The following is a 17,928-nucleotide window of genomic DNA, read 5'->3' on the forward strand; positions in this document are numbered from 1 at the left end:
GAAAGGCAGCGCGCTGGACCGCTCTGGCGCAGCCGCCCTGCTTACCATTGATAGCCCGCACCGATCACGGCGCCGTAGTCGTTGCGCGTATTGGTCGTGACTGCGGCCTTGTAGATCCAGTGGTTGTTCTCCGAGATCGTCGAGATACCGATTGCCTGGCCCGACTGGCTTCGATAGATACTGCCCGCGATCGACACCATGCTCTTGCCCGGTCCCGACGGTTGTGGCAGACCGGCCACCGCCATCGCGCTCGCCGTGCCGCCATCCGCGTCGCGCCGCAGACCCTGGATCTGGGCGTCGGTGTAGGCGTTCGCGTTGCCGAGTGCGGCGTTCAACTGGCCGACGTTGACGCCATCGGTCGGTGCGGTGCCTGCGGCGACGTTCGTGATCTGCCGCGGCGAGTCCGCCGTGCCGATCGAGACGACGTTGCTGCGTCCTCCGTCGTTGCTTCCCGCCCCGATCGCCACCGAGTTGTTACCCGAGGACGTCGAGCCTGCACCGAGCGTGGTCGAACTCGGACCGGATGCAGTCGAACCGTTACCTACTGCCGTACTGTTCGAGCCGGAAGCGACCGCGCCGTTACCGCCCGCCGACGAGTTCGAGCCGGTCGATGAAGGTGCTGTCGTGGTGCCAGGCGTCGACGGGAAGCCGCCGTTACCGCCGTTGTTGTTGACGAGGTTCTGGATCTGGGTGGTGAGACTCTGGTCGACGGCCTGAAGCTGGCTGACGTTGACGGCGTCCGTCCCGGCCGAGCCTGCTGCTACACCCGTGATCTTGCGGTTGCCGATGTTGACCTCACCCACCGATGACTGCGGGCTGCTCAGGCCGTACGCGATGTAGTTCGACTGGGCGCCTACCGTCGTGACCGAGCCTGCACCGATCGCCACGCTGTTTGCAAAGCTGGCGCTTGCACCGGAGCCGAGCGCCAACGCATCGGCAGCACTGCTGTTCGCGCCCGAGCCGATCGAGATACCACCCGCCGCACTGGAAACAGAGTTGGCACCCTGCGCAATCGACTGCGGACCGGTCGCATTCGCTCCACTACCCAGTGCAATCGCATCGGCCTGCCCGGAATTCGCAGCCTGACCGATGGCCACACCACCAGGCGCAGTCTGCTGGACGGCCGCACCGTTACCGATGCCAATACCGTTAGCGCTATTGACCACCGTCGTCGGCCCCACGGCGATCGACTCCTGACCCGCCGCCAGCGAATCAGCGGCTGTCGAATTCGCGTGGAAGTACAGCGTCGGCGTCACGGAGAACGCTGCAAGCGCACCGGTCAGCTGCCGGACTGTCACTGCATCGTGTGCGCTGGTGCCGTCCGCGACGTTGATGAGCTGCCGGTACGTGTTGCCCGTTGTGCTACCGAATGACACAGCGCCCAGCAGCGTCTCATCGGACGTGTTGAATGGAACCGTATGCGTGCCGGCCGGAATCGTGCCGCTTCCCGCTGCAATCGTGCGGTCGGAGACCGAACCCGAGCCGATCGCGACACTGCCGTCGATCGAAGCGGTCGTCTGTGCACCGAGTGCCATCGCGTTGGCGGTTGTCGCCTGCGCACCGGTGCCGGCCGCGAAGCTGTCCGCGGCGCTCGCGACCGCCTGGGGACCGACCGCGATGCTGTCCGTACCCGTTGCCTGACTGTCGGCGAGCGTAGAGTCCGCGTGGAAGTACTTGATACCCGAACCGTTGCTGATGTTCGAGATCGCGGTCGTGTTCGCGTCCACCTGCTGGTTGGTCGCGAAGAGCTGCGAACCATTCACGGCATCCGTGCTGGTGCCGCTCAACTGCCCTGCAGCCACGTTCTGGATCTGCCGCTCCGCTCCCGCTGCACCGACGCTCACCACGCCCGCAGGTGTCGCACCCGCGAAGTTGTACGTGACGCCGCCGATCACCGCATTGCCCGTCGCGACAGCCGCAGTCGTCGTCGTATTCGCACCGAGCGCGACGGAATTCGCCTGCGTCGCCTGCGCGTTACCGCCGATCGCCACCGAATCGGCGCCGCTCGCCGTCGAATCAGGATCGGTCGAATTCGCGTGGAAGTACTTGATGCCGCCACCGTTGTTGATGTTCGTCAGCTCGGTCGAGTTGGCCGTTACCTGCTGGTTGGTCGCGAACAGTTGCGAGCCATTCACGGCATCCGTGCTCGTGGCAGTCAGTTGCCCGGCCGCGACGTTCTGGATCTGCCGCTCGGCGCCGGCCGCTCCAACGCTCACGGCGCTGGTCGGACTGGTCCCTGCAAACGTATAGGCGACACCACCGATCGTCGCACCCGCGGTCGGTGTCACCGCGGCTGTCGTCGAACCATTGCCCAGTGCGACGTCACCCGCGTTGTTCGCCACAGCGTTCGGTCCGATCGCCACACTGTTGACGCCGTTTGCCTGACTGTCGGGAAGCGTCGAATTCGCATGGAAGTACTTGATGCCGCCACCGTTGTTGATGTTGGTGATCGCCGTGGTGTTGGCCGTCACCTGCTGGTTCGTCGCAAAGAGTTGCGAGCCGTTCACTGCATCCGTGCTGGTTCCACTCAACTGTCCGGCCGCGACGTTCTGGATCTGTCGCTCCGCTCCCGGAGCGCCGACGCTCACCACCCCAGCCGGTGTTACGCCGGCAAAGTTGTACGTGACGCCGCCGATCACCGCACTGGCAGTCGGCACACCCGCGGTCGTCGTCGAGTTCGCACCGAGCGCCACACTGTTCGCCACGCTCGTCGTCGCCCCCGAGCCGAGTGCAACACCGCCTGTCGCAGCGGCCTGCACCACCGCGGTGTCGCCGATCGCGATCGAACCCGCGATATTCGCCTGCGATGCATTGCCGAGCGCAACCGATCCCTGTCCGGTCGCTATGTTCGTATTCCCCAGTGCGACTGCGCCATTGCCGTTCGCGGTGTTGGTCGCGCCCATCGCGACGGCACCGTTACCGTTAGCCGTATTCGGATCGCCGATCGCCACTGCACCGTTACCGCTTGCCGTCTGGCCTTCGCCGAGCGCGACGGCGCCGGTGCCGCTAGTCACCTGCGAGTTGTGGCCACCCGCGATGGAACCTGTGCCCGCGGCGGCGGCCACGATGCTGGTGTCGCCGAACGCAACCGTCGATACAGCAAGTGCCTGTGAATTCGTACCAAGCGCGGTGGCCCGGTTAGCCGAGGCAGTCGCCTGGGCGCCGGCGGCCAGTGCATTGGTGCCGCTGGCTGTCGTCTGTTCGCCAAGCGCCGTGCCCTGCGTGCCGGAGGCGGCCGCGTTGACGCCGACCGCCGTCCCATTGTTCGCGGCCGTGCTACCGGCGCCCAAAGCCGTCCCGGAAACGCCCGACGCAACCGAGTTGATACCGAGGGCAATCGAATTATTGGCGCCTGCGGTGGCGCCGGGTCCCAATGCGACAGCGGACGTGGAGGTCGCCAGCGCCAGATCGCCGATGGCGACGCTGAAATACCCGGTCGCCTTGGCAGAAGGACCTACTGCAACAGAACCGGTTCCGCCGGCGGTGGCGGCCTGTCCGAGCGCGGTGGCATAGTCGATTGTCGCGACTGAACCATTACCGATGGCAATCGCTTCCAGACCCGAAGCACTGGCAGCGGCTGTCGCTCCCGTGAGGTCCCCGGCTCCGATCGCGATACTGTACTGGCCCGACGCACCGGCACGCCCACCCACAGCGGTGGAATCCACGCCCGTCGCGGTGCTGCCCGCGCCGATCGCTGTCGCCAGGCCGCTCGTGGCCGTCGCCTGATCGCCGAGTGCAATCGTATTGTCGGCCAGCGCGTTCGCGGCAGCACCAATGGCTAGCGCATTGGTACCGGTGGCCGTCGAGGTATGTCCGAGCGCAACCGAGGCAACTCCGGTGGCGGTCGACGCGGCGCCGAGCGCCTGCGCATAGGTGCCCGTGGCTAACGTGGTAAAGCCGATGGCAATGGACTGGTCGCCCGTAGCCTGCGTACCCGAGCCGGGGACACCGGCCGTGCCGCCGCCCGCACCGATGGCGATGGAAGCCGAGCCCGTGGAACCCGTATTGGTACCGAGCGCAACCGCTGACCCGCCGCCCGACGACGCGCCGCTACCAACCGCCAGGCCGCCAGCGGCGGCGGCCGACACCTGCGCCTGATTCCCCAGTGCAACCCCGCTCACGCCCGCAGCAGTTGCCAGGTAACCCAGTGCGGTGGCTTGCAGCGCCGCCGCCAAAGCACTTCCGCCGACTGCCACGGTAAAGTTGCCATTTGCCGCGGCACCGCCACCCATCGCAACGCCGAACGAACCCGACGCGCTCGAATGCTCGCCGAATGCCATCGCAAACCCACCGGTTGCGGACGCGAATGCGCCAAGCGCTGTTGCGCCTGATGCCGCAGTAGAGAGATAACCTACCGACGTCGCGAACTCATCCGCCGCATCAGCATTGGTGCCAACCGCTGTGGCGAAATTGCCAACCGCCTGGCTATTTGTGCCCAGAGCAGTCGTGTTAAGTCCGGTTGCCGCTGCATTCTGGCCTACCGCAATTCCCAGGTTTCCCGCCGCATTTGAGCCTGATCCGACTGCCACCGAATTCGCGCCCCCGGCCGAGCCGCCAGCCACTGCCTGCGCCACCGCTGCCCGCGGAATCAAGACACCTCCCGCAGACATCAGCATGATCCCAACAGCGATAGCTCGCCGCCGATCGACTCTGCTGGCCGGCCCTCCGCGTTGGTCGACCGTGCCGGACGACGATCTCGACTTTCCTTTTCCTGCTGCGGTGTCTATCTCGGACACGGCGACAAAAGCGCCGCGCGCGCTGTTCCAGATCGAGCGATATACCTTGTTCATAATTTTTCCTGCCAGGCTGTAGTCGACGTGTTCTATTCAATGCACCTGCCCACTGGCGGTCTGCCAGCGAACGTGCGGGCCTGTCTCGCGCTTTCCTGAATTAACGCGAGCCTGTTTCCGGATAAAACAACTTCAGTACAATTCTTTTCTGGAATGCGAGTACACACGGAATTCAATAAATAAATTCTTACGCACCAGACGCACGCATCCATTGGGGAACCCAATGAATTTCCTCAATCCAGATAACTCAATTTAATTTATTCGCTACGCATTTCCATTCAAATTACCCATGTGACTCAGGCAAGAATGTGCTGAATCGTAGAGTAATGGATGGCAAGTGGAAAAATGGAGTAAATAATTTTGAACAATTGTCACAGAAATGTGACGAATGAAAACGTGAACGCAGGCCCGACAAGCAATACCGCGCCACGTAGCGGTTCACAATGTTAAAAATGAAGTTCCCCACCTGACGAAGAAAGGGGGTATTGACCAATTGATTTAAGATTTACATCTGGCGCGAAAGGCCGCCTTGACAAACTATCCTATTAATCAACCGGAAGAGAATTCGCGAATGGAATCACGCACTGGCGGAATAGTTCAACAAAGGCTTTCCGGCTAGTCTGTCGATATAACCATCAATTTGCAGTCGACTGCTTCGGCAAAAGAAGCGTAAAAATAGACCCTTGCCCCACCCGACTTTCGACAAGAATTTTCCCGCCAAGCGCATCAATGACGCTTTTAACGAAGGCGAGCCCAAGGCCGTGACCAGGGCGATCACTATGCGCATCGATCCGGGTGAATTCGGTAAACAGATTCGGGATTTGATCGGCGGGTATGCCGATGCCTTGATCGGCAATTGCAACGGACTGATAGCGCTCGCATGCACACGCATTCACCGTGACCGTCGCGTTCTCGGGTCCAAACTTGATGGCGTTGTCGATCAGATTGCCCACCGCGCGACGCAGCATCTGCGCATCGGCGTCGATCAGGATGCCGGGCTCGGCGATCAGATCGACCCGTGTGCGTTTCGCCGTGGCATGTGGCCAGAAGTCATCGATGGTGTCGTGGAGCAGGAACGCCAGATCGACCGTGGTCAGTGACAGCGTGCGTCTCTCTGCGCGGGCGAGTAACAGGAACTGATCCACCAGGGCGAGCGTCGATTCCGCGTACTGGCTCACCAGATCGATGAAGCGCGCTTCCGGCATGTCCGTCGGCGCATGGCGACGCTGTTCGATCAAGGTGAGTATCGCGGCCTGGGGAGAGCGGACGTCGTGGGAGAAAAAACGCAGTGCTGTGTCCTGCTCGCGTTCGACCGTGCATCGCTGCGTGACGACGCGCGGTTGTCGCGAATCGAGCGCGTTAACGCGGATGGGCGGTCCGCACGCGAGCGCCAGTTCGCCCATGACGCTCTCTGCCTGCTGGCTCACGTAGCGCAGCGCCATCCCCTGCCGGCACCACGCCCAGACGGGATACGCCGCGAGGCACATCGCGGCCGCGGCGCCCGGAAAGTAGAAGACGTGCGCGACTGCGAGCAGCACGAGAGACGCAGCATACGTAGCCAGCGCAAGCGTGACGCAGGCAAGCAATCCGGCGCGCGGCCCGAGCACAGACAGCCCCGCGCACAGGAACGGCAACACGCACAGATTGAGCAGCAACTGGCCCGCGTCCGATACCGGATCGACCAGCGATCCGCTTGCCATCCCGTCAGTGGCGTCGGCCAGAAATGCGACGTCGGTCAATGGAGATCGATCGCCGCTCGTGCTGACGAAATGCGTGTCCGTGGTACTGGAAGTCGGACCAACGACGACAATCGCCCCGTTGAAAATCGACGCAGCCACCCGGCCCCGCAACACATCGATCAACGAGTAAGACGCGTGCGACGGCTCACCTCCTGTCGGCACATACCGTCGACACGCGCCGGCCCCATCTCGAGTCGAGCCCGGGGATTCTTCGCAGCGAACCGGGTTCGAACCGGCGGCCCTCAGCAGCGCCTCGCTCATATGCATCGAGTTCGCGCCGGTGAACCGTTCGACCCGATAGAAGCTGCGGGACATCCCGTCTACATCCGCGTACGAATCGGTTCGAGCGATCGCGAACGCGGCCTCCCTGATCGGCGCAACGGGCGGAACGACATGGGTACCCGCGGGGGTATCGACAAGCAGAACCGGCAGCACGACTTTCGCGTTGCGTGTCATCGCCTTCGCGAGCTGATCGTCGCCGCCAGGATCGACTCTGCCGGCGTTCGGCATCGCAATGTCGAGCCCGACGGCAGACGCACCGGCGTCAGTGAGCCAGTCGATCAGTTCGGCATAGGCACTGCGCGGCACCGGCCATCCGCCCAGCGCATTGACACTGGCGTCGTCGATGGCGACGAGGACGATCTTCTTGGGTGTGGGCTGCTGAAGCAGCGGTTGCACCGTGTCGAAAAAGAACAGATCCGCTCCGCGCAATAGCCGTGAAACGTCGAGTACAACACATAGCAACAGCAGGAAGACGCCGAACGCCAGCCATTCCTGCAGCATGCGAGGATGGCTGGCGTCCGGGTCACGACCCGACATCAACGTTCGCCTGCGAGGTCGCGAGCCGGTCGTTTGATCGGTGGGGCGCCCGGGCGCCTCGCCTGGATCGCAGATCAGTTGCACGGCAACACGTTCGGGTCTGGCACGGCACTTCGGGGCGACTTCGACGGCACTTCTTCCAGCCGGTATCCGTGTGTGTAGACGGCGCTCAGCCGCAGGCCGTTTTCAGGGGCGAGGGCCAGCTTCTGCCGCACGCGATAGACGTGGGTGTCGAGCGTGCGCGATGCGGGGTCGAGCTCGCGCCCCCACGTACTGATGCTGACAACCTTGCGCGACAGCAGCTTCCCGAGGTTGTTGAAGAACAGCGCGGTGAGATCGAATTCTTTAGGGGTGAGCTCGATACGCTCGCCGCGCAACGCGACGGTGCGGCCCAGCGTGTCGAGCGTATAGTCGCCGGCGCGGATCTGGTCGGTCCGTTCCAGATCGTGTGTGACCCGCCGCAGCAGCGCATTGACCCGCGCGGTCAGTTCCCCGACACGAAACGGCTTCACGAGATAGTCGTCGGCGCCGGCTTCCATCGCCAGGACGATATCGTCATCGAGGGTTTTGTTCGTCAGAAAGAGCACCGCAGGCAGGTCACCGAGGTTGCGGCGAATCCAGTACAGCACTTCGAAGCCGCTCATCCTGGGCAGCAGCCAGTCCAGAATGACCAGATCGACCGGCTGCGATCTGAGAAGACGCACGGCTTCCTCGCCGTCGCCGACTTCGATGATGTCGTGTCCCAACGGGCCGACGACTCTCACCACCGCTTTGGCATGCACGGGGTCATCTTCGACAACTAGCACACGCATAGGCGCCATCCGTTCATCAGGACTGGTGCGGCACGACTTGATCGCTCACGCGTCGTCCGTCGGGACACGCCGCGCCAATGAACGCAACGCGACGCATGGCCGTCGTTATGCGCAAACTGGCACGACCCATCGGACAGCGAGCACTTTTCATGACGCAGGTATGGCAACAGAAGACCGCAACGCTTTGATGTCAATACACGCACCGTAGTACGCAACATCGCGGTTGCGAAACACGGGCAAAACTTACTCTCGCCTCGATGCGAGGACGTTCAACAACAGAGATCAAGGTGGACGGGCGGCCGGCTTACGAGAGGCCGTCGTGATGTTCCAGACCTGCGGAAATGGCGCGCGAAGGGGCCGATTGATGCAGGTGGTTCGCTTCAGTTCGCAGGTTGTTCCGCCAGCCTGCCGGTCCTGTGATGTCCATGGTTACGACCCTCTCCCATCTGCGCACGCGTTTGTGCCATCGCGCATCAGATCGACGCGCGCCTTCGCGGCGCTCATCGGCTTCTTTATCTCGGGAATCTCTCAAGCACCTGTTTTACTGATACTCGAACAAGCAGTTTTGCCGACTTTCGTGGTATTTCCTGTAGCATCGCCGGCAAAAAGGCGTGTTAAGTGCCTGCCGGAACTTTGGCACAAGACTATTACTTTGTCCACACGAAGTCTTACGATAAAGACGCCTATTGCAATATTTAATAATGTCTAATATTTGGGTACGTCGGTGCACAACAGCACGCCTTTCCGTGTCCGGGTCGCCATCGGCGCGTGACAGCTTGATGATGCGGGAGCGGTAGCGTGGACAAGCCTGGCCGTCCGTTCACAGCAGGTGGTAACGCGGCTCCACGAGGAGCACATCGGCGATCATCGGCATGTTGAATGAACTTCAACACCTTGATTTTTTAATCGCATTACGAACGAAATCGACAAACGGCTGCTTGAATGAACTGCCAATGATCCATTCAGACAACTCGAATATTTCTTTAAGCCTGAATCAGACATTTTGCAATGGCACATTCTCACCCGACTTCAAAAAGCGGGCGAAAAAAAAGCCGCAGACATCGCCGCGGCCCTATCAATATGCGTCCCGAGGGGTTACTGCTGAACGCGACTCCAATGTCCCATGAGCCGGTGTGTCATACAAGTTTCAATTTGTAATTGTCATTTAGCATTGGTTTCAGGACGTTAAAGGGGCGGCGCCAACTAGGTATAAACCCTTAGTATGAGGTATGATGGCAACCCAATCTGGAAGCCATGCTCATGCCTCATCGTTATCAGCTACTCGAAAAGATCGCGTTCTCATTGGTCGTACTGTCTGCCGTCATGTGCTCGACCTTCATTGCTTACGAAAGCTCGCCGGAATTCCGCGGCGATCTCAAGGCGGGCAAGGATCTGATCGCAAAGAGCGGTCAGTATTCGTATGGATGCACCACCGTGCCCAGCGATCCCTGCGCGCAGTTGTCGCTCCAGTAAGTCTTCACTCGCATCGAACGTTGCGGATCACCACCGATTGCAAAGCCGCCTGTTTCGACTAGCATTCGAAGCACAGTCTGCCTGCAAGGCGTGCCGCGATGTTCACGCGTTTTCGTTCCTGCACGGCGCTCGCTGTCGCGCTGACAGCGACCGCCTGCACCTTCACCCCGCCCCAACGACCTGCGCTATCGGTGCCGCTAGCGGCGATGAACAGCGCCGCGCTCGACCGGTATCGCGACGCGGTTGCGCGTCGCATTCAGGAACGCAATCCCTCGACCGTACTGACGGGTACACCACAAGCGATGCTGCGCTCGCTCGTGGTCGTTTCATTCACCGTCGATCGCGACGGCCGCGTGGTCGCTTCATCGGTATATCGCACCAACGGTGACGACGAAGCAGAAAGCACAGCGCTCAATTCGCTACGCCGTTCGGCGCCGCTGCCGCAACCGCCCGCCAAACTACTCAACGGCCGCGGCCGGCTCGAGCTGATGGAAGACTGGCTCTTCAACGACGACGGTAAATTCCAGTTGCGTACGCTCGCCTCGCCGCAAGCACAAACAATCGACTGACGTCACACCGTCCCGCAGCCGTTCGCGACCATTCACAACGCGCCACCACCCGAGGTAAGCTGTCAGGCCGTTGCGGCCGGATTCACGCATCCCCACCGCATGCCCGCTTGCCCCAATGAACATAAAACGCTGCCGCCGCGGGCACCTGCCCTCGCACAACAAGGCAGCATCACGACACCTGGAGACTTTTGATGTCCACACCACCGATTTCCACCGTGCAACCCGGCCAGTCTGAATCGGCCGGGCAAAACAGCGCGTCGCGGGTCATCTTCGCGAGCTTCATCGGCACCGCGATCGAGTTCTACGATTTCTACGTCTATGCCACCGCCGCCGCGCTCGTGATCGGCCCGGTGTTCTTTCCGCACGGTTCGGCGACCGCTCAGGCGCTGTCCGCGTTCGTCACGTTCGGTATCGCCTTCATCGCGCGACCGATCGGTTCGTTTCTGTTCGGCCACTTCGGCGACCGCATCGGCCGCAAGTCGACGCTCGTCGCGTCGCTGCTCGTCATGGGTCTGTCGACGACGCTAATCGGCTTCGTCCCCGGCTACGACTCGATCGGTAGTCTCGCGCCGATCCTGCTGTGCGTGCTGCGCTTCGGTCAGGGCATCGGGCTTGGCGGTGAATGGGGCGGCGCGGCGTTGCTCGCTACCGAGAACGCGCCCGCTGGTAAGCGCGGCTGGTTCGGCATGTTTCCGCAGCTCGGGCCGTCGGTTGGTTTTCTGGCATCGAACGGTCTGTTCTTCGGTCTCGCGCTCACGCTGTCGGATGAGCAGTTTCGCAGCTGGGGATGGCGCGTGCCGTTCCTCGTGAGCGCCGTGCTGGTCGCGCTCGGCCTTTACGTGCGGCTCAAGATTGCCGAGACGCCGGCCTTCCGCGCCGCCATCGAACGCAAGGAACGCGTGCGCGTGCCGATCGCCGAGCTGCTGTCGAAGCACGGCGGTCCCACGCTGCTCGGCGCGCTCGCGATGGTCGTCTGCTACACGCTGTTCTACATCTCGACGGTGTTCTCGCTGTCGTACGGCGTATCGACATTGCACTTCACACGACCAGGCTTCCTCGGCCTGCTGTGCATCGCGGTGCTGTTCATGGCATTCGCAACGCCGATTTCCGCGTGGGCTAGCGACCGCTTCGGCCGCAAGCCGGTGCTGATCGTCGGCATCGTTGCCGCGATCCTGTCGGGCTTCGCGATGGAGCCACTGCTCGGTAGCGGTTCGGTGCCGCTCGTATTGCTGTTTCTCGTGATCGAGCTGTTCCTGATGGGCGTTACGTTCGCGCCGATGGGCGCGTTGTTGCCGGAGTTGTTTCCGACCAACGTGCGCTACACCGGTGCAGGTGTTTCGTACAACCTCGGGGGGATTCTCGGGGCGTCGGTCGCGCCGTATATCGCTCAGGTGCTCGCCGCACGCGGTGGATTGTCGTGGGTGGGGGGGTATGTGTCGGTGGCCGCGCTCGTCAGCCTGATCGGTGTGCTGTGCATGCGCGAGACGCGCGATACACGCTTGATGTAAGGAATATTGCAGAAAACGCCGCGTAGCTGCGGAGTTTCCCCGCCTTGCGCGGTTTTTTGGCGTGCCTATACTCGAATTGAGTTCGACACCAGGATCCTGAAAACTGGAGGCGCCCGTGGGTATTCAGATCAGCAACGCAGATATCGTGATGATCATCGCGCTGGCATTGCTCGGTTCCTTACTGCTGGCAATCCGCTTCAAGCCAGTCACGTGGAAAGGAATTGTCGTCGAAGCGCTCGCAGCCAACGCGGCAGCGATTGCCGCGGTCGTCGCGTTCGAAATGATGCTCTCGTAACAGCCTCGCATTCGCGCAAGTTCGCGCTGCGCAGGAATGAATGGCGTCACGCGCGCTTGCCCGTGACGCCACCCTCATCGTTAGCGGTAGTATCCGCCGCCACCGTGGTAATAACCGCCGCCACCGTAGTAGCCCGGCGCCGGTACCACAATGCAACCACCCAGCGCGGCTGTCAGCAGCGCGCCGGCAATCAAGGTTAGCGTCAAGCGTTTCACATCGTTCTCCCGTCGGGTCAGTATGATTCGATCGATCTCGCGATCTCGAATACTTCCGATTGAACACGACGCGATACTGCACGAACGTTGCAATTTGTAAGCGAAGTCGCCCGCGATGTTACACAGAACGCATAAACCGGCCTTCCGCGGCGCATTTGTAGAAGAACAGCGACAGATTTAACAAGCGTGTAATGCGGCCGTCCGTGCGAAACCACGTTCGCCCATGTGAAAACGCACGCTTTACGCGTGCGTTCGGGTTTCGACAGCGAGGAGAAAAACCGTTATGCCGCGGCGGCAGACGGTGTTGCGCCGACGGAAAGCGATGCCGGTGGAACGGTCGGCACCGCATGCACGTGATCGATAGCCTGCAGCGCTTCGTCGATGCTCGGCACGCGCCGGCCATCTCCAACCGACACCGAACGGTACGGCGTGTGATTGCCGAAATGCTCCGCCGACGTCGCGATGAAAATCATCACCGCGCGCTTCTGCAACGCATGTGCGAGGTGTACGAAGCCTGTGTCGACGCCGACCACCAGCTGGCAGTCCTGGATCAGTTGCGCGATGCCGGTCAGCGTCATCTGCGGCAGCAAGGTTGCGGATGGGACCTGCGCGACGATGTCGGTGGCTTCGCTATGTTCGGCGAGCGATCCCCACGGCAACACGACGCGATAGCCGCGCCCGAGCAGGTCGCGGGCTACCGCGGCCCAGTGCGAGGTCGGCCACTTCTTGTCGTCCTTCGATGCTGCATGGAACAGGATGGCGAGCGGCGAAGCGTCAGGCGGCGGCGCATCCGCTGCCGTGTGCGTGGCGCGCGGCACTTGCAGGTTATAGATCGGCGGATCTTCGAGCGTATAGCCGAGTGCGCGGCTCACCGTCTCGCGCATGCCATACCACGCATTGACGTCGCCACGTGGCGCAAAGCGGCCCGTGTAGGCAAATGCCGCGCCGCGCTCGCCGAGGTCCTTGGCCTGGTAGCCGAGCCGTCGCGACGAACGCGTGAGAAACGAAATGATGGCGCTCTTGTAGACGCCATGAATGTCGAGCACCACGTCGTAGTGCTCGGCACGCAGTTCGGCGATCGACGCCCAGATCGCCTTGAAGTCGGCCCAGCGACGCGCTTTCTTGAAGCGGCGCAGCGGCGCGCACAACACGCGGTCGGTGCCGACGTTCCAGCGGGCAATTTCTGCAAAGGCTTCGTCAGCAGCCCAATCGACCTTGACGCCGGGAAACGCGCGTTTGAGATCGGCAACAACCGGCTGGGCCTGGATGACGTCGCCCATCGAGGTGACCTTGACGATAAGAATTCGCTTCATGGGGTAGTCCGTTACCGTAATCGGTCGCAGGCGTGATTTTATCCGACCATGCTTATACATCAACGGCCGGTAAATCGCACGATACCCTTACAGCGTCACAAGAGCGTTACTGGACGTTACTGAGCTTGACATTCAGAACGATTATTTCAATTCACTTTCAGCACATTTTTCGTGCAGGTTCCGCCGTTATAATCGCCGCTTTGCATCTGCAGATACACCATGCCCCGGGCTCTGCCTGTCCTCTCTTCCACGCTGGCCAGACGCGCACGGCGCCTCTGGCGGCAGTACGGCATCTTCTGGCTCGGTGCGATCGCGGTCGGCCTGATTGCGGTGCTCTATGCGCGCCTGATCGACTGGGGCTACAACGCCTTCCGGTCGATGCAGCATCACTACGTGTGGTTGCCGCTCCTGCTCACACCCGCCGTCGCCGCGGCCGCGGTCTGGCTCACGCGCCGGTTTTTTCGTGGCGCCGAAGGTAGCGGTATTCCTCAGGTCATCGCCACGCTGCACACCAAACCGGGTGAATCTGGCGCGCGTCTGCTCACGCTGGAGATTCTCGTCGGCAAGATTCTGGTGTCGTTCCTCGGTATTCTCGGTGGGTTTACGATCGGCCGCGAAGGACCGACGGTCCAGGTCGGCGCGGCACTGATGTTCAATCTGCGCCGCTTCTATCCGCGTTCGAACGCGCTGATCGAACGTCAGCTCGTGCTCGCGGGCGCCGCAGCCGGTCTGTCCGCTGCGTTCAATACGCCGCTGGCCGGCATCGTCTTCGCGATCGAGGAACTGACGCGCAGCTTCGAAGCGCGCGCGAGCGGCGTGCTGATCACGGCGATCATCATCGCCGGTGTGATTGCGCTGGGGCTCAACGGCAACTACACGTACTTCGGCACGATCGAGATCGGTGCGCACTTTCCGGATCTGCTCGCCGTCGCCGTGGTGTTGACCGCGGTCGTCACCGGCATTGCAGGCGGCGTGTTCGGCTGGCTGCTGCTGAACACCGCCCGCTGGATTCCGGCGCCGCTGCGCCAGTTGCACGGCGAGCGGCCGGTTGCGTTCGCGGCGCTGTGCGGCTTCATCATCGCGGTAGTCGGACTGATTTCAGGCGGGACGACATTCGGGAGCGGCTATGCGGAAGCGCGTGGGCTGCTCGACGGTCACGAGCAACTGTCGCTGTTCTATCCGTTTCTGAAGATGATCTCGATGGTGGGCTCGTACCTGCCCGGCATTCCTGGTGGCATCTTTGCGCCGTCGCTGTCGATCGGCGCGGGCTTCGGCAACCTGCTGCACACCGTATTCAGCGGCATGCAACTGCAGATGCTGATCGCGCTCGCCATGGTCGGTTATCTGGCCGCCGTCACGCAATCGCCGATTACGTCGTTTGTGATCGTGATGGAGATGATCAACGGTCATGCACTGGTGATCTCGCTGATGGCGACCGCGCTGATTTCCAGCCGCGTGTCGCGGCTCTTCGCGCCGCCGCTGTATGAATCGCTGGCAACGCGCTATATGGCGCCGTTGCCGCAGCCGGCCCCCGTACCCGTTCCCGAAGTGCCGGAGGCGCTGATCGACGACGAGCCCGAACCGGCTGAGGCCACCGACGCAGCCCCAACCGATACCCCGCGTCAGTAGATGACGACCGGCGCGGGCCGGTAATACGCAGGGCGTGCCGGCACGACGATGCAGCCGGCAAGCGTCATAGCAAGCAGCAGCGCTGCCAGCAGTCTTGTTTTCATCGCATGCTTCCTGAAAGCGGCGCCGCTACCTGCGGCACCGCACATCGACACCGAGCGACACGGATCGACGCTTATCGAAACTTGTCGACGCTCAAGCCCAGTGACCATCGATCCAGCGCCAGCCATCACCACGACCGGCCCAGTGCCCCGGCACCCAGTGATAACCGATGCGCTCAGCCTGCCAGTGACCCGCCTCCCACACGTACTGGCCGCGATCCCAGCGCCAGTGACCGTGATCCCAGACATATCCGACCCGCGCGGCGGGCACGACTTCGTAGCGCACCGCTGGCGGTGCGGACGGCGCGACGATGATTACTTCCGCAGATGCAGACGACGCCACCGCACTTACGCCGGCGATAACCAGTGCTGCATTGACGAGCAGCACGCGCAAAGACCTGTTCATATTCACCTCAGGAAAGAACACCGTTGACGGCGTATCCGTTCAATGCGCGAGGTGACAGGGAGGCTGACATCCGCCGTATTACGCGGGCACCTGAAGTGCAACGAGGTGTTTCACCGCGATAGCAGACGTAGGGGAAAAGGCGACGAGGGGGAAAGTGCGGGGAGGTTGTTGCGCGCTGCGCGTGCCGCCATCAAGGCAACACATGCAGCGCGACAGACAGTGTCATACAACCGCTAGACAGCTAGACAGATGGATGAGGCAACAACCGCAACACCCGGCCCTCAGGCCTGCGGAATCTCGATCTTGACTTCCAGCACTTCGAGGTCGTCCTGACGCTCGAGGCTCACACGGATATCGTTGTCGGAGATTTTCACGTACTTCGAAATCACGGCGACGAGTTCGCGTTGCAACGCCGGCAGATAGTCGGCGGGCGCCTTGTTGCCGCCGCGCTCGTGCGCGATGATCAACTGCAGGCGTTCCTTCGCAACCGACGCGGATTTTTTCTTCTCTCCCAGCAAAAACGAAAGAATCGACATTAGGTGCGCTCCCCTTACTTGGTGCCGAAGAGGCGCTGCAACAGGCCCGGCTTCTGGTAATCGGTGAAACGTAGCGACTTCTCTTCGCCAAGGAAGCGCGACACGATGTCCTTATACGCTTCGGCGACATCGGTACCTTCGATGTGCACAGCCGGCAGCCCCTGGTTCGACGCATGCAGCACCGCTTCCGATTCCGGCACGACACCGATCAGCTCGATACGCAGAATTTCCTGGATGTCCGTGAGCGACAGCATCTCGCCTTCGCTGACGCGCTTCGGGTTGTAGCGCGTGATCAGCAGATGCTCCTTGATCGGGTCCTTGCCTTCGATCGCGCGCTTCGTCTTCGATGACAGGATGCCGAGAATCCGGTCCGAGTCGCGTACCGACGACACTTCCGGATTGGTCACGATCAGCGCTTCGTCGGCGTAGTGCATCGCGAGCAGCGCACCCGATTCAATCCCGGCCGGCGAATCGCAAACGATAAATTCGAAGTCCATCGCGATCAGATCGTTGATGATCTTTTCGACGCCGTCCTGCGTGAGCGCATCCTTATCGCGCGTTTGCGACGCGGGCAGGATGAACAGGTTCTCGCATTTCTTGTCCTTGATGAGCGCCTGGTTCAGGTTCGCCTCGCCCTGGATCACGTTGATCAGGTCGTACACGACGCGGCGCTCGCAGCCCATGATGAGGTCGAGGTTGCGCAGGCCCACATCGAAGTCGATCACGGCGGTCTTGTGGCCGCGCAATGCGAGACCCGATGCGAAACTCGCGCTCGTGGTCGTCTTGCCCACGCCACCCTTGCCCGAAGTCACCACAATGATTTTTGCCATTTAGCCTTACCTTGCGTTCGTCAGATTCTTCAACTTCAATTAGGCGCTGCAACCGGTTGTCAGCAGCATGCGCAGCCGCAGCGCTCGGCGCGTGCCTCAGGTGAGCCGCAGCGGTTCGATCATCAATTTCTCTTCGTCGAGCCAGATCTGCACGGCCTTGCCGTTCACATCGGCCGGCAACGGGTTCTCAGTCGTACGATAGATACCCGCAATCGAAATCAGTTCCGGCTCGAGACAGGTGCAGAAAATCCGTGCATCGTGATTGCCCTGCACGCCGGCCAGCGCCCGGCCGCGTAACGGCGCGTAGATATGGATGTTGCCTTCCGCGATCACTTCCGCGCCATAGCTCACGATGCCGAGCACGACCAGATCGCCCTTTGCGTAAATGCGCTGCCCCGAGCGCAACGGCTTGTCGATGACGAGCGTTTGCGACGGGGTGCCAAGCGGCACCGGTTCGGCGGGAACGGTGTCTGGAACCACCGGTACCACCGGCGTTGCGGCAGATGTTTCCGCGGTTTCAGCAGCTTCGTCACCGGCCTGTTTTGCGCCGGCACCGCGCCGGTCGCGCGCTTCGAGCAGCGGCAAGCCTGCTTCCAGCACCCAGCCATGCTGCTCCGGCGATGCAACGACGCCGACAGGCCGCATCCGCACGCTGTCGAGCAACTGCGCGACCTCGGCGAGCGGCAACCGCTCGTCGGCGTTCAGGCGGCGCACGTCGATCGCGACGACATCGTTGGCGAAAAACTCCGGGGTCGCCTCGAAGCGCCGGTTCAGCTCGGTGCGCATCGCATCGAGGTCAGTGGTCTTCACGACGAACAGAAGCGTGTCGACGGAGCCGCTGCGCAGTTCGAAAAAGGGCGATTTCTTGGGCGACATAGCGTTCGACGAAAAAT

14 protein-coding genes and 1 pseudogene are annotated in these 17,928 nt (G+C 61.9%); 5 read left to right on the top strand and 10 right to left on the bottom strand.

Annotated elements, in window-relative coordinates:
- Positions 1–41: 41 nt before the first annotated feature.
- From BWP39_RS05325 to BWP39_RS05335, 4 genes and pseudogenes are all read right to left on the bottom strand, one after another.
- Positions 42–4,592 carry a beta strand repeat-containing protein gene (locus BWP39_RS05325; RefSeq protein WP_235851373.1) on the bottom strand — a complete coding sequence of 1,517 codons (4,551 nt, stop codon included), beginning with the start codon at positions 4,590–4,592 and terminating at the stop codon, positions 42–44.
- Between the two features lie 102 nt (positions 4,593–4,694).
- Positions 4,695–4,790, bottom strand: a pseudogene (locus BWP39_RS32675) (ESPR domain-containing protein); the annotation flags it as partial.
- A 635-nt stretch (positions 4,791–5,425) separates the two neighbouring features.
- A complete protein-coding gene (locus tag BWP39_RS05330) occupies positions 5,426–7,348 on the bottom strand; it encodes a CHASE2 domain-containing protein (protein WP_096717562.1) in 1,923 nt (640 codons plus the stop codon).
- A 74-nt stretch (positions 7,349–7,422) separates the two neighbouring features.
- Positions 7,423–8,160, bottom strand: coding sequence for a response regulator transcription factor (locus BWP39_RS05335; RefSeq protein ID WP_096718571.1), 738 nt, complete (start codon positions 8,158–8,160; stop codon positions 7,423–7,425).
- Between the two features lie 1,260 nt (positions 8,161–9,420).
- Here BWP39_RS05335 and BWP39_RS05340 point away from each other — a divergent pair.
- From BWP39_RS05340 to BWP39_RS05355, 4 genes are all read left to right on the top strand, one after another.
- Complete coding sequence (locus BWP39_RS05340) at positions 9,421–9,633, top strand: hypothetical protein (RefSeq protein WP_091011639.1); 213 nt, start codon at positions 9,421–9,423, stop codon at positions 9,631–9,633.
- A 98-nt stretch (positions 9,634–9,731) separates the two neighbouring features.
- Positions 9,732–10,202, top strand: coding sequence for a TonB family protein (locus BWP39_RS05345; RefSeq protein ID WP_096717564.1), 471 nt, complete (start codon positions 9,732–9,734; stop codon positions 10,200–10,202).
- 191 nt (positions 10,203–10,393) lie between these two features.
- On the top strand, positions 10,394–11,710 hold the full coding sequence (locus BWP39_RS05350; protein ID WP_096717566.1) for an MFS transporter: 1,317 nt from the start codon (positions 10,394–10,396) through the stop codon (positions 11,708–11,710).
- 115 nt (positions 11,711–11,825) lie between these two features.
- Positions 11,826–12,005 (top strand): hypothetical protein, encoded by a 180-nt coding sequence (locus tag BWP39_RS05355; RefSeq protein WP_096717568.1) that lies wholly within the window; start codon positions 11,826–11,828, stop codon positions 12,003–12,005.
- 80 nt (positions 12,006–12,085) lie between these two features.
- Here BWP39_RS05355 and BWP39_RS32475 read toward each other — a convergent pair whose 3' ends face one another.
- Positions 12,086–12,220, bottom strand: a complete 135-nt coding sequence (locus tag BWP39_RS32475) for a hypothetical protein (protein WP_268877163.1) — start codon at positions 12,218–12,220, stop codon at positions 12,086–12,088.
- A 281-nt stretch (positions 12,221–12,501) separates the two neighbouring features.
- A complete protein-coding gene (gene waaC, locus BWP39_RS05360) occupies positions 12,502–13,533 on the bottom strand; it encodes a lipopolysaccharide heptosyltransferase I (RefSeq protein WP_096717570.1) in 1,032 nt (343 codons plus the stop codon).
- Between the two features lie 219 nt (positions 13,534–13,752).
- Here waaC and BWP39_RS05365 point away from each other — a divergent pair, with 219 nt between their 5' ends.
- Positions 13,753–15,162 carry a chloride channel protein gene (locus tag BWP39_RS05365; RefSeq protein ID WP_096717572.1) on the top strand — a complete coding sequence of 470 codons (1,410 nt, stop codon included), beginning with the start codon at positions 13,753–13,755 and terminating at the stop codon, positions 15,160–15,162.
- 195 nt (positions 15,163–15,357) lie between these two features.
- Here BWP39_RS05365 and BWP39_RS05370 read toward each other — a convergent pair whose 3' ends face one another.
- The 4 genes from BWP39_RS05370 to minC all read right to left on the bottom strand — a co-directional run bounded on the left by BWP39_RS05370 (position 15,358) and on the right by minC (position 17,911).
- Positions 15,358–15,669, bottom strand: coding sequence for a YXWGXW repeat-containing protein (locus BWP39_RS05370; RefSeq protein ID WP_096717574.1), 312 nt, complete (start codon positions 15,667–15,669; stop codon positions 15,358–15,360).
- Between the two features lie 281 nt (positions 15,670–15,950).
- Complete coding sequence (gene minE / locus BWP39_RS05375; protein ID WP_091011415.1) at positions 15,951–16,205, bottom strand: cell division topological specificity factor MinE; 255 nt, start codon at positions 16,203–16,205, stop codon at positions 15,951–15,953.
- A 14-nt stretch (positions 16,206–16,219) separates the two neighbouring features.
- Positions 16,220–17,035, bottom strand: a complete 816-nt coding sequence (gene minD / locus BWP39_RS05380; protein ID WP_096717576.1) for a septum site-determining protein MinD — start codon at positions 17,033–17,035, stop codon at positions 16,220–16,222.
- A 96-nt stretch (positions 17,036–17,131) separates the two neighbouring features.
- On the bottom strand, positions 17,132–17,911 hold the full coding sequence (gene minC, locus BWP39_RS05385) for a septum site-determining protein MinC (RefSeq protein WP_096717578.1): 780 nt from the start codon (positions 17,909–17,911) through the stop codon (positions 17,132–17,134).
- Positions 17,912–17,928: the final 17 nt, after the last annotated feature.

The organism is Paraburkholderia acidicola, assembly GCF_002362315.1.
Lineage (GTDB): Bacteria > Pseudomonadota > Gammaproteobacteria > Burkholderiales > Burkholderiaceae > Paraburkholderia > Paraburkholderia acidicola.

What these genes read in the sequence shown, in the direction of transcription:
- BWP39_RS05330 (WP_096717562.1), bottom strand. Translation starts at nt 7,348, where the DNA reads ATGTCGGGTCGTGACCCGGACGCCAGCCATCCTCGCATGCTGCAGGAA.
- BWP39_RS05335 (WP_096718571.1), bottom strand. Translation starts at nt 8,160, where the DNA reads ATGCGTGTGCTAGTTGTCGAAGATGACCCCGTGCATGCCAAAGCGGTG.
- BWP39_RS05340 (WP_091011639.1), top strand. Translation starts at nt 9,421, where the DNA reads ATGCCTCATCGTTATCAGCTACTCGAAAAGATCGCGTTCTCATTGGTC.
- BWP39_RS05345 (WP_096717564.1), top strand. Translation starts at nt 9,732, where the DNA reads ATGTTCACGCGTTTTCGTTCCTGCACGGCGCTCGCTGTCGCGCTGACA.
- BWP39_RS05350 (WP_096717566.1), top strand. Translation starts at nt 10,394, where the DNA reads ATGTCCACACCACCGATTTCCACCGTGCAACCCGGCCAGTCTGAATCG.
- waaC (WP_096717570.1), bottom strand. Translation starts at nt 13,533, where the DNA reads ATGAAGCGAATTCTTATCGTCAAGGTCACCTCGATGGGCGACGTCATC.
- BWP39_RS05365 (WP_096717572.1), top strand. Translation starts at nt 13,753, where the DNA reads ATGCCCCGGGCTCTGCCTGTCCTCTCTTCCACGCTGGCCAGACGCGCA.
- BWP39_RS05370 (WP_096717574.1), bottom strand. Translation starts at nt 15,669, where the DNA reads ATGAACAGGTCTTTGCGCGTGCTGCTCGTCAATGCAGCACTGGTTATC.
- minE (WP_091011415.1), bottom strand. Translation starts at nt 16,205, where the DNA reads ATGTCGATTCTTTCGTTTTTGCTGGGAGAGAAGAAAAAATCCGCGTCG.
- minD (WP_096717576.1), bottom strand. Translation starts at nt 17,035, where the DNA reads ATGGCAAAAATCATTGTGGTGACTTCGGGCAAGGGTGGCGTGGGCAAG.
- minC (WP_096717578.1), bottom strand. Translation starts at nt 17,911, where the DNA reads ATGTCGCCCAAGAAATCGCCCTTTTTCGAACTGCGCAGCGGCTCCGTC.